Consider the following 12,118-nt stretch of genomic DNA (forward strand, 5'->3'; position numbering starts at 1 on the left):
CCCCTGGACCGTGTAGAGAGTAAAACTGAAGCCTGTTTCTTCTTGAAGTTTTTTTTGAAACTTACACGCCAGTTTATACAATTCCTGTTCATAACTTCCATATGAATTTTCTATGGAATTCAAAGCGATTACCATTTTTCTGCCTGGTATCGCTGTGATTACTTCTAGATCCCAGCTGTCTATTTTCTCATTTGTCAGAATTTCTACAAATTTTGAGCGATATACTACAATTTCTTCTGGCACAGGTTCTCCACTCAGGCTTATAGGAAGATCCTGTTCCACCATGATAATGTGCTCCGGTCTTTTCAAAATCTGTTCAATGTCTGCACTTTCTGTCATTTCTTCAGACAGGAAAAATTGTTCTAACATTCTATCGGTTATGTAGCGTTCCCGCTTTCCGGCTTTTATGATGTTTGTCTTCAGACGATTCAACAGATCAGACAATGAACTCTCCGTAATTTCACTTTTTATCACATATTCAGTAATTCCAAGACGAATAGCCGCTTTCGCATAGCTGAAATCTTCATATGCCGTCAATAAGACAATACTTACTTTTTCATCTGTTTTACGTATTTCGGATATCATTTCTATGCCGTCCATAAACGGCATTCGGATGTCCGTAAAAATCACCTGAGGACGATATTCCCTGTACTTTCTCAACGCCTGCTTTCCGTTAAAGGCCGTTGCAATTATCTGGTAACCATATGCCTCCCAATTGATCATCGTACTCAGGTCTTCCAGCATGAGCTTTTCATCATCTACGATCATTACTGATATCAGTTCTGTCATACTTCCTCCCTCAATACATACATTATGTGTTTTATATTATTAATTTAGGGAGGTATTGTCAATACAACATAGAAAATTGTTACTGTTCCATCTTTCACCACAACATGCTTTGTGATCCAAAGAAAACCAGCAGTTATGTAGCATAGCGCCGTCAATTACAGCGCATATTCCTGCAGAAGCTTTTGCTGTAATTTTCGGTCTGAAACAGACCTAAGAAGTTCCTCCTGCCTGTTATCAGCCAGCAGTAAACGATTTAATTTGTTGATCTGATTTTTTTCCAAGACGTTTCCCTCGACGTTCTCCATCTTTGACCATATCATCAAGAGCCTTGCACATATTCCATCCTCCTTTCAGATTTTTTACATCATCCTTCAGTTCCTCCAACATTGGAGACCTTGCCATTACCGCCAACAAATTATATGTATCTTCTGCCAGATTCTCAAAGACTTCCTTATTCTCCATCACATACTTCTGCAGCTTATTTCTGTTTTGAGCCTTTTGCAAAAATCCTATCACCCATTTCAAATCTGTATTAAAGTTATCTGCATTATCAAACCTTCGTATATCCAACACGTGAATAGGATACTTGGTAAAAATCCGCTGCATTTTCTCTGATTCGGCAACTTTTCCAAACAATTTGTGCATAGATCTCGCAGCATCCCATTTTTCTTCTCCAAAATATACAATTAAAATTAATAGCGGATTAATACTATCACTCCTGCTCATACCTGACAGAAATTCTGCCCCATCCTTTAAATTCTTTTTCTCTCTATGTTCTTTTTCTAATCCTTTCCATTGGCTATAGTACGCTTCTGCTTCCTCATTCATTGCTCTGATTGGCATAGCATAATGTATTTTGGTTTGATTTTGTAAAATAACTCCAATTCTGCAGCCATCAATCGCCACATTGCAAAATAAATCCACAATATTTGCTTTTGTCGTAACTTTTGTACCTTTTCTTTTTATCTTTTGCAACACAGGATCTCTTTCCCAAACACTTTCCCAGTGAACTACTTCATCGCCATTAAAAAAATAACCATTCAAAAGATCTGCAAAGCGTTTCGAATTCTTAAAATATTCTATAGAAACCGCATTCTGTGCCTGCATAAGCTCCTTTCCGGAACGTTGCACTTGGCGTTAGCATTTCTTATTAATATATAATTTATATTTTTATTATATCTTTTTAATTATGCTAATACAAGTATTTTGTTCCTATTTATGCTGTTTAAATTGAGTTACCCGGTCGAACTGACCATACTGATTATAATTAGACTTAAAATTGAAATTTCAAATGATTTTCAGATATCTGATTGACTTAGTATAACTCTTAAACATGTACCAAGTCAATCAGTTAAATATTAAATACATGTAACTTTTTAGAGCCTGTTACAGTTCATTGGTAACGTTCCGCAAGGTGTTTTTTGTGAACAAAGTTCACAGAAACCCCGAGAATTGTGGCGTGAAATCATGCGAATGCATGATTTTGCATTGCTATTCCTTTTCGAAAGTGTTCTGGTAAAAAAATTATATATCCCACTCTATTTTCAATCCAAAATCCGCAATTTCTTCCCATCCCGTTCTATAATCCCCTCATCTGCCAGGTTCTTCAACTCCCGCATCATGGCGCTGCGGTCTACACTGAGGTATTCAGCAAGAGTGGTGTAGGACATGGGCAAGATAACCGTTTTCGTCTGTTTTTCTGCAGCTATGGAATTTAAATAGGCCATGATCTTCTTTCTGGTGCTGTTTCTTGACAGCACATAGATCCGGCTGGCCTGCTGGCTGGCACGCTGGGCAATCATCTGGAGCAGATTGCTTACCAGCTGGCTATGGAATTTACAGGCATTTTCGCAGCGTTTGATCACATGCTCATAGGCGATAAACAGCACTCTTGTTTCGGATTTTGCACAGACATAATAGTGCTGGGATTCTTCAGATAAAAGGAATGGTTCGCCAAAAACACTATCCTTTTTCAGGTTATCTATCATATATTGATTTCCATCTTCATCAATGCAATAAAGGACTGCCTGACCTTCCAGGATCAGACCTATTTTTTTCATGGAACTGGAATATTCCATCACAGTCTCATTATTCCGATAGACTGCTTCATGCATATCGAAACAGATGCGCATACGTTCCTGTTCTTCAGGAGTTATGTATGAAAAAAGTGTCACTGGTGTCATTTCTACAATCCCTTTCTATCAATTTATCCAGAACATGTTCAAAAAATAATTTCTTATATCTTACACCATTTTGTTGTATTTGCAACAGACTTTATTGCAAAATTTGGTTATACTAAAGCCATGTTAAAGAAATAACAAAGCAGTAAAAAATACATAGTTCCCTCAAAAATCACAAACAATTACATCAATAACAATATCTCATAAAAAGGAGACGAACCTCTATGAAAATTACAGACACCATCCGCTACGCAGGCGTAAACGACCATCAGATTGATCTTTTCGAAGGTCAGTACAAAGTACCGAACGGTATGACGTATAATTCCTATGTGATCCTGGATGAAAAAATCGCAGTCATGGATACTGTAGATGCAAATTTCACTCACGAATGGCTGGATAATCTGGACCGCATCCTGGAAGGCCGCAAGCCAGACTACCTGATTGTACAGCATATGGAGCCGGACCACGCAGCAAATGTGGCAAACTTCCTGAAAGTTTATCCGGAAACCACCATCGTAGCCAACGCAAAAACCTTCACTATGATCCAGAACTTCTTCGGTCTCGACCTGGAAGGACAGAAGCTGGAGGTTACAAATGGCGGCACCCTCAACCTTGGAAACCACAACCTGACCTTTGTTTTCGCTCCCATGGTGCACTGGCCAGAAGTTATGGTAACCTATGACAGCACCGATAAAGTACTTTTCTCCGCAGATGGCTTCGGAAAATTCGGCGCACTGGATGTAGAAGAAGATTGGGACGATGAAGCTCGCAGATACTTTATTGGCATCGTTGGAAAATACGGACCACAGGTTCAGAAATTACTGAAAGTTGCCGCAGGCCTGGACATCCAGATCATTTGCCCTCTTCACGGACCTGTTCTTACAGAAAACCTTGGACATTACATTGGTCTTTACGATACATGGTCCTCTTACACACCAGAGACAGAAGGAATTGTCATCGCCTACACATCTGTATACGGTCATACAAAAGCGGCTGTAGAGCTGCTGGCTGACAAACTTCGCAGCAAGGGATGTCCCAAAGTTGTTGTATATGATCTTGCAAGAGATGACATGTCACAGGCTCTGTCCGACGCATTCCGCTACAGTAAGCTGGTTCTTGCTACCACAACCTATAATGCAAGCATTTATCCGTTCATGCACGACTATATCACCCGTCTGACCGAGCACAACTTCCAGAACCGCACCGTGGGCATCATCGAAAATGGTTCCTGGGCACCTCTGGCAGCAAAAATTATGAAAGAAATGCTTTCTGGCTGCAAGAAGATCAACTGGCTGGACACTACTGTAAAAGTGCTTTCCGCAGTAAACCAGGAAAACAAGGATCAGCTGGAAGCTATGGCAAGCGAACTTTGCAAAGAATACATTGCCCAGAATGATGAGCTGGCAAACAAAAATGACATGACAGCCCTTTTCAGAATCGGATACGGTCTTTATGTAGTTACCTCCAATGACGGCAAAAAAGACAACGGACTGATCGTCAACACTGTGACCCAGCTCACTGATACTCCAAACCGTATTGCGGTAAATATCAATAAGGCAAATTACTCCCACCATGTGATCAAACAGACCGGAGTTCTCAACGTAAACTGTCTGTCTGTAGATGCACCGTTCTCTGTATTTCAGCAGTTTGGTTTCCAGACCGGACGCAGCGTAGATAAATTTGCAGGTCAGAAGGTCTACCGTTCTGATAATGGACTGGTATTCCTGGACAAATATATTAATGCATTTATGTCTCTGAAGGTTGAACAATATGTAGACCTTGGTACCCATGGAATGTTCATCTGCAGCGTCACCGAAGCCCGCGTCATGAACGATCTTGACACCATGACTTACACCTACTATCAGAAAAATGTAAAACCGAAGCCAGAAACCGATGGCAAAAAAGGCTTCGTCTGCAAAGTATGCGGCTACATCTACGAAGGTGACGAGCTCCCGGATGACTTCATCTGCCCGCTGTGCAAACATGGAGCTGCAGATTTCGAGCCCATCGAATAAAAAAACAACCAGATAAATTTTTCAAGGCAGCACAGAATCCAGAGCGTGTCTGAAAAAGGCTTTCTGCAAGATGTGCACCACAATTTGTGGGAATGATTTTTCAGACACACTCCGGAGCCTGCGCTGCCTGATTACCGGTAATAGCAATTCTTGCTGCACCCGCTGGGAAAAATCTGCAATTTCAATTTTCGCCGGAATTCCATTTCGTCAGCGGATTCTCTCAATATATTCAACGCCATTCGAAGATTTCGAATATCTTTTTCCATGTAATCCGTATAATTTCCACGGCCAACCAGCTTCAAGTGCGTAATTCCGGCTTGCTTTAACTGATAAAGTGCACATAGACCACAGCCAGTTTCACCGCAAAGATAACCCGCAGAATCATAGGAAAAATCATGTAAACTGTGAAAATCATCCGGAACAAAGCCGTCTGGCAGCAAATGCCCTCCGTTTATTTCCTGATTGAAGATTTCAGGACCGGCATTCCCTGTTTTTAAGGTTCCGATCTGATAGGGCACTTTACAAAGATACCCCATCTCATCGCAATGCAAAGAATTACAAAATGCACCTGTAAACTGGCACATTTCATTCAATACAAAAGCCTCAAATTCCGGAATTCCTTCTGTCCCATCCTTTTTTCCACATTTATCAACAACCGCTTTCATATCTTCGAATGTATTTTTCCTGTGAAAAATCACACGTTTCAATCTCATTTTTGCCAATGAAGCCACCATCTGGCTGTTAATTTCTCCACATTCTCCACTGAGATGGATTTCGCAGTTTATGCCATTTTCACGTAAATATACCATCAATGCCGGGTCTGCAATAATATAACTGTGAAAACCGATTTTTATACACTGGCTTATAATCCCGGCAATTTCTGGATATTGTTCCGGGATATAATACAGGGAATTGAATGTAAGATGGACTGGTTTTTCGTACTTTTTCATCATCCCAGACAGGATTTCCAGCTCACTGAATGCGCCAAGCTGTACGTTATAACAAAGTACTTCCCTGCGGTTTAAGGGCAGTACCGTTCCGTATTTTTGGGACCAGGAATAAGGAACATAACCACAGAAAAATTCATCTGCACCAGCCTCCGCGAACTTTATATATTCATCTATTGAGCCTAATCCTGCTACTATTTTCATCACTTATCTCCATAAATTCCAGCCTTGAGCAGCCATGTACTTCATCCTGAATAAAATATCGCTTCTGCCTCAACACGGGTATGTCACCTGCCGGCGGCATTACCATGCTCTTATTACAACCCGGTCCACACCGTTTTGGATATAATTCTTCAGTATTTCTTCCTCTTTCAATATCATCATATCAATCCCAAACAACGAATTATACCGCCCTATCATATGCAAATGTTCCGGATACAAAAGTGCATATTCCGTACAATATCCCGGGCATTTTTTTGCAAGCTTTTGTCGTCCTCTCTCGCCAGTTTCACATACTGCACCAAGAGGACAATACTGTGATGTATTGGTCTGATAGAACGGAATATGCAGGCTGTTTTTTCCAGGTGGAATCTGCTGTTCGTAACCGCAGGATTCCCATTCAAAGCGTTGGATTCCATATTCTCTTTCCAGAAAATTACGGTAAAATCCAGCATTCAGGCTGTTCCTCTCAAACCATTTCTGTTCTCCTTTTTTGAACGGAATCCGAGGGTCTTTTCTGCGTTTATTTAACAAAATTCCAAGGCTGGGAATCAGATTCCTTCTGCTTTTTTTTACTAAAGAAGCCATTCCCCAGTCATTTACAACAATCTCTACAGACTGCCTTTTTTCTTCACACCACCGGTTAATTTCATCAAGCAATTCTGTTATATAATCCAGCATATATTCCCGGATATAAGAAAAAACAAGTGTGATTTCCACCTGTTCTGCCGCTGCTTTTTCTATTATTTCAAACAACAATTTACGTTCCGGAAACAGAAGATGACAGAACTGATTTCCAATATAAAGGTGATCCGGTACTCTATGTTCCAGAATAATGCTGCCGCAGATACCGATACATTTTCCGGCATACTTTTTGGAAAATTCTGTCAGGGAACTATTCAAATATTCCTGATACAATTCCGGGCGATCTATCTCCAGCGCCAGCTCCGTAACACCTGATTCAGGCGGTACCTGGCACTTATACCCAGGCTTAAAGCCAGTTCCGTACTGAGAACAATTATCAGTTAAATCTATACGTTTCCCATTATAAGCGGACTCCAATCCATCTGGCGTAAGCTCTCTCCGCCATATTCCCACCTGCTCTTCCAGACTGCCACGCTTGACCTCATCCAGTTCCCCCGGATACCCTGTCAGGCTTTTCGCCAACGCGCTGTCGTCCTCTTCCAGCTTCAGATGAATGTAGTGATTATACTGATAAAGAAGCCTCTGAACCGCCTCCGCATACGCTTTCTGCTTCACCGTCACCTTATATTTCACATAAAATCCGGAGAGTTCTGCGTCCACCATATCAAACCTTTGTATATCGTATTCTGGAATTTCCAATTCACGATAACGCCCATTCTTTATGTCATAAAAGCACACCTTCAAAGCTTCTGAATCAGAGATATTTTCTTCTATTGTCCGAAAACAAAATCCACTCTCATCAATCTCTGTAATCCGAACCTCCCGTCCCCCCACAACCCCGGCAAGAAGCCCGAAAGGAATCATTGAAACCATTGCAATCACACCCTGTTCCGTCTACGAATACTGCAAATATATCTCAGAATATATAAAAAAACAATCTTTCCAGTTTATAAACCTTTTCTCCTTTTTTCTTCACAAAAGAATGGTAAAATTAACTTAACGACTATGAAAACATAATCATTGATTTTTCAAACACGCTCCAGTTCTATCTGGTATGCTTCATATTCGCTCACCGCAGCAGGAAGCAGTATTCCAGCCTCCATAAGTGCAGCTCCCGGATATACTTTTCCGGTAGTTTTTTCCCGATAAAAAGCATCCTCTTCCATTCCTTTTAAGGTAACGTATGCTGCCGGCGGATTGGCTTCTGCTGTAAGTCTTATCACACTTACCAGTGCCTTGGATCTGTCATCTGATACCACCATCCAGGCCGCAAAATTATCCTGGAAAGGATTGGAAAGACGGTAATAATCTCCTTCACGGATCAATTCCTGATACTCCCTGTATTGGGCAAGCTGGGCACGGATTTCTGCTTTTTCCTTTGCATTTAAAAGTGCGGGATTCAGTTCATAGCCAAAGGTTCCAGACATAGCTGCAACGCCTCTTGTATGCATACTGGTCACTCTTCCGGTCTGATGGTTTGGCACTGCTGACACATGTGAACCCATTGCTGCTACCGGATAAAAGAAGGAGGTTCCATATTGAATCCGTGTACGATTAATAGCATCTGTGTTGTCACTGCACCAGATCTGAGGCGTATAATACAACATTCCGGCATCAAATCTTCCGCCGCCTCCGCTGCAGCCTTCAATAAGAATATCCGGATAACGGTTCGTAAGTTTTTCCAGGAAATCGTACACCCCAAGAACATAATCATAGGTCACGTTTGGTGCATAAATATCTGCCAGGCTGCGGTTCATATCCCATTTAATGTACTCCACATTCCCCTGATCCAGAACTGCGCAAATGCGTTTAAATATCTCATCACGTACTTCTTTTCTGGAAAAATCAAGAACCAGCTGGTTTCTGGAACGGACAGGCTTGCGGCCTGGAATTGTGATTGCCCATTCCGGATGTTCCCTGTAAAGATCACTGTCCTCACTGACCATTTCAGGCTCAATCCAGATACCGAATTTCACGCCTTCCGCGTTTACTCTTTCGATTAATTTTGTCAGAGTTCCGCCTAATTTTTCCTCGTTCACATACCAGTCGCCGAGAGAAGAATTGTCGTCATTTCGCTTTCCGAACCATCCATCATCCATAACCACCATATCGATTCCAAGCGCTTTTGCCTCCTTTGCAAGCTCTACGATGGTGTCTCCGGTGAAATCAAAATATGCGGCTTCCCAGCTGTTGATCAGGACAGGACGATTTGCATGGACGTATTTTCCCTGGCAGATATGATTCATAATGCAGTGATGGTACTGCTGGGAAAGCCTGGAAAGACCTTTGTTTGTGTAGGATAAAATAACCTCTGGCGCGATAAATTCAGCTCCGGCTTCCAGGGGATATGCAAACAGTTCATCAGTCAGACCCATCTGGATTCTGGTCTGATCATACTGGTCCTTTTCTGCTTCTACAAGGAAGTTTCCACTGTATACAAACAGCATTCCGTAGCAGCTTCCGCTGTCTTCATTTGTGTTTTTTCCTGCAAGGATTACCCCTGGATTATACTGGTGGCTGGAGGTTCCACGGCGGCTGCCAATTCGGATGCTTTCATGGGAAACCGGCATTCTTTCCATGTTTCTTTCCATAGCATGTCTGCCATGAAATTTGATCAGATCATAGTCTCCGTGAAGGAAATCCAGGCATGCGGACTGGGCTTTTTTTACTGTTACAGGGGCTTTTCCAGCATTCTTAATTATCACGCTTCTGGTGATAATATCTTCTTTTTCCAGTACTCCGTAGAGCAGATGAAGCTCTACTTTTGTAACAGGATCTTCCAGTATAATCTTCAAAGTTTCCGCTTCATTTTCTTCTGCACGGACGAATGGAAGACCTTTCAGAGTGTATTTTCCAGCCTCAATTTCATGTGTTATGTAAACCGGATTGCAACACTGGGAACCATCTGCATTCTCTATATTTAACGCATAATTTCGGAAATCTCCTGTGCCAAGTGATGGATATTCCTGTGGCAGTGCATCCAGAGAATAGGTTCTGTCGTTGCCTGCTGAATTCGGATTTCCAGAAAAGCCACGGTCTCCATAATTCAGAAGATAGTCCATTTCTCCTGCAGTTCTGGCACCATAATACAGGTGCAAAAGATACCCTTGAGCATCCGCCTGCATCTGATAGGTGGTGTGGGCAGTAGTGAGGGTAAAGATCCGGGTTGTTTCGTTGAAGGTGATTGCCATGAGTGTAGCCTCCTTTTTCTATGATGTGTTAAGTATAACATGCCAAAATCAGCACTTAAATAGCTTAATTTTTCTTATTTTATGCCTTTATGATGTTTTTTTATGGTATAATGAAATATATTATCACATTATGATATATTGTCAGCAAATGTAACGGAGGATTCCGGATATGGATAACAACTTTCACATTTTTCCAAGCGAAACTTTCATTGATCTATGCCTTTACCAATATGGACATGAGAAATGTACTCCCGGACATTTATTTGGTCCAGCAACGCGGAATCACTATCTTTTTCACTATGTTCTTTCCGGAACAGGCACCCTGATGGCCACGAATTCCAAGGGACAGAATGTAAATTATCAGGTTCGGAGCGGACAAGGATTTATGATTTTTCCAGGACAGATCACCACTTATGTGGCAGATATTCAGGTGCCATGGGAATACGTCTGGGTGGAGTTTGACGGGCTGCGTACCACAGAAATCCTCAACGTTTGTGGCTTTTCCAAGGATGCGCCAGTCTATATGGCCCACTCCAGGGAGGCGCGAAAAAAGATGGCGGATGAACTGATTTATATTTCTCAGAATTCAGAGCAATCTCCTTTTCATCTGATGGGACATTTCTATCTTTTTGCGGATCTGCTTGCACAATCTGTTGTCAGACCACAGCCTGCCGCCACCAATAAAATGAGTGATTATTATATAAAAGAGGCGATAAATTTTATCGAACAGAACTTTCAGAATGATATTTCTATTGAGGATGTGGCAGCTGTATGCGGTATTAACAGAAGCTATCTGGGACGAATTTTCCGCACCAGCACGGGACACTCTCCACAGGAATTTCTCATTCATTACCGCATGACAAAAGCGGCGGAATTGCTGAAGCTGACCACATTATCTATAGGGGATATCGGCTCTGCCGTAGGCTACGAAAACGCCCTCCACTTCTCCCGGGCTTTTAAAAATGTGTATGGGGTTTCACCGCGGGCGTGGCGGGTGCAGCATAGATGAAATTTTAATTATACAAAAAGGACCTTCCGATTTCTCAGAAAGTCCTGTATCTGCTTGCGGTTATTGAATTTTAGAAGTTAAATCCTACGGATTTCAGTGTTCCGTCTGCGGACTGTGCGGTTACGTCCTGGGCAACTACGCCAGCTTCTGTCTCCTGGATGTGGAGGGCGCTCTGGGTTTCGTTTTCCTCTGATGCAACATTTTTGAATTCCATATTAATTACGACTGCTTCGTCTGGAACTGTGATCTCAACGCCATCTGCAATGAAGGTTACGTCGTAGAAAGTGTACTCGTCGTCTTCTGTTGTTCCAAGGTCTCTGATGGAAGCCTGTTTTGCTTCTTCGTATTTCTCACTGCCAGCTTCAAGCTTTACAGCGTTCATTTCAGCGTTTTCCGGAAGAGCTGTCTCATCAAACACTTTTGCAGTGATAATGACTTCTTCGTTCTCGAAACGGAAATCGGAATCTACGGTAGTTTCTACTGCATCTCCAACTTCACCGGTTCCATCGGTAAACTCAGCTGGATCAGCTTCTGCAGAGCTATCTGTGAATCCATCAACAAAAGCGGCTTCTTCAGCAGATTCCCCGGTCTGGAACTCATCCTGAGATTCTTCTGCCTGAACTTCCTCGGTCTGTGCAACCTCCGGCTGAACCTCTGTCTGAGTCTGCTCTGGCTGAACCTCCTCAGTCTGTGCAGCTTCCGGCTGAACTTCTTCCACATATACAGCTTCATCACCTGTAGTAAAAGCATCCATCTCTGCAAGTGCCTCCGCATCTGTAAATCCTTCTGCGGAAACTACTGTATATCCTGTCACCAGCATTGTCGCTGAAATCATAACTGCCATTGCTTTTTTTAATGTATTCTTTCTCATAATGGAAACCTCCTGAAATCTATAAAGTCATTCCCAAATGTAATATCCTTTAATTTGACTTCATTATACCAGTAGGGCTGTTTCGTCAACTCTTTCTTCGGGATGTTTTTCCACTTTTCAGGAAAGTTTTTTTACTTTTTTGCAAAACCAGAACCACAGGGCTGTTCTGTAGTTTGTAAGCGCAAAATATTGCTACGTTACTCGTAAATTACGCTTGCACCAAAATGATAGATGCAAGCGTTTTACTTTATT

The 12,118-nt window shown here is 42.0% G+C and carries 10 protein-coding genes and 1 pseudogene; 3 read left to right on the forward strand and 8 right to left on the reverse strand.

The annotated features are described in order from the left end of the window. The 3 genes from AB5642_RS10825 to AB5642_RS10835 all read right to left on the reverse strand — a co-directional run. Positions 1 to 789: response regulator (locus tag AB5642_RS10825; protein WP_368371597.1), on the reverse strand; the 789-nt coding region annotated here is incomplete at its 3' end. Between the two features lie 234 nt (positions 790 to 1,023). Then, complete coding sequence (locus tag AB5642_RS10830; RefSeq protein WP_368371598.1) at positions 1,024 to 1,896, reverse strand: hypothetical protein; 873 nt, start codon at positions 1,894 to 1,896, stop codon at positions 1,024 to 1,026. Positions 1,897 to 2,333: 437 nt separating this feature from the next. Beyond that, a complete protein-coding gene (locus AB5642_RS10835) occupies positions 2,334 to 2,972 on the reverse strand; it encodes a Crp/Fnr family transcriptional regulator (RefSeq protein WP_368371599.1) in 639 nt (212 codons plus the stop codon). A gap of 221 nt (positions 2,973 to 3,193) precedes the next feature. Here AB5642_RS10835 and AB5642_RS10840 point away from each other — a divergent pair, with 221 nt between their 5' ends. Continuing rightward, the gene (locus tag AB5642_RS10840) at positions 3,194 to 4,984 is read left to right on the forward strand and encodes a flavin reductase (RefSeq protein WP_294423004.1); all 1,791 of its coding nucleotides are present in this window, start codon (positions 3,194 to 3,196) and stop codon (positions 4,982 to 4,984) included. On the opposite strand, the gene AB5642_RS10845 is transcribed toward AB5642_RS10840, so the two are convergent. Next, on the reverse strand, positions 4,932 to 5,078 hold the full coding sequence (locus AB5642_RS10845) for a DUF6783 domain-containing protein (RefSeq protein ID WP_368371605.1): 147 nt from the start codon (positions 5,076 to 5,078) through the stop codon (positions 4,932 to 4,934). The two genes, AB5642_RS10840 and AB5642_RS10845, sit on opposite strands and share 53 nt — an antisense overlap. On the opposite strand from AB5642_RS10845, the pseudogene AB5642_RS10850 reads away from it, so the two are divergent. Continuing rightward, positions 5,050 to 5,115, forward strand: a pseudogene (locus AB5642_RS10850) (hypothetical protein); the annotation flags it as partial. The gene AB5642_RS10845 and the pseudogene AB5642_RS10850 overlap by 29 nt on opposite strands. Here AB5642_RS10850 and AB5642_RS10855 read toward each other — a convergent pair. The 3 genes from AB5642_RS10855 to AB5642_RS10865 all read right to left on the reverse strand — a co-directional run bounded on the left by AB5642_RS10855 (position 5,116) and on the right by AB5642_RS10865 (position 9,986). Further along, entirely contained in the window at positions 5,116 to 6,135 is a 1,020-nt protein-coding gene (locus AB5642_RS10855) for a U32 family peptidase (RefSeq protein WP_368371600.1), read from the reverse strand. A 99-nt stretch (positions 6,136 to 6,234) separates the two neighbouring features. Beyond that, positions 6,235 to 7,668, reverse strand: coding sequence for a hypothetical protein (locus AB5642_RS10860; RefSeq protein WP_368371601.1), 1,434 nt, complete (start codon positions 7,666 to 7,668; stop codon positions 6,235 to 6,237). A gap of 155 nt (positions 7,669 to 7,823) precedes the next feature. Next, on the reverse strand, positions 7,824 to 9,986 hold the full coding sequence (locus AB5642_RS10865) for an alpha-galactosidase (RefSeq protein WP_368371602.1): 2,163 nt from the start codon (positions 9,984 to 9,986) through the stop codon (positions 7,824 to 7,826). 169 nt (positions 9,987 to 10,155) lie between these two features. Between AB5642_RS10865 and AB5642_RS10870 the strand changes: the two genes are divergently transcribed. Further along, a complete protein-coding gene (locus AB5642_RS10870) occupies positions 10,156 to 10,995 on the forward strand; it encodes a helix-turn-helix domain-containing protein (RefSeq protein WP_368371603.1) in 840 nt (279 codons plus the stop codon). A 70-nt stretch (positions 10,996 to 11,065) separates the two neighbouring features. Here AB5642_RS10870 and AB5642_RS10875 read toward each other — a convergent pair whose 3' ends face one another. Continuing rightward, positions 11,066 to 11,866: a hypothetical protein gene (locus AB5642_RS10875; protein WP_368371604.1), complete on the reverse strand. Its 801-nt coding sequence runs from the start codon at positions 11,864 to 11,866 to the stop codon at positions 11,066 to 11,068. Positions 11,867 to 12,118: the final 252 nt, after the last annotated feature.

This window comes from Ruminococcus sp. 1001136sp1_2201st1_G3_2201SCRN_220225, assembly GCF_040924365.1.
GTDB classification, from domain to species: Bacteria; Bacillota; Clostridia; order Lachnospirales; family Lachnospiraceae; genus Blautia_A; species Blautia_A faecis.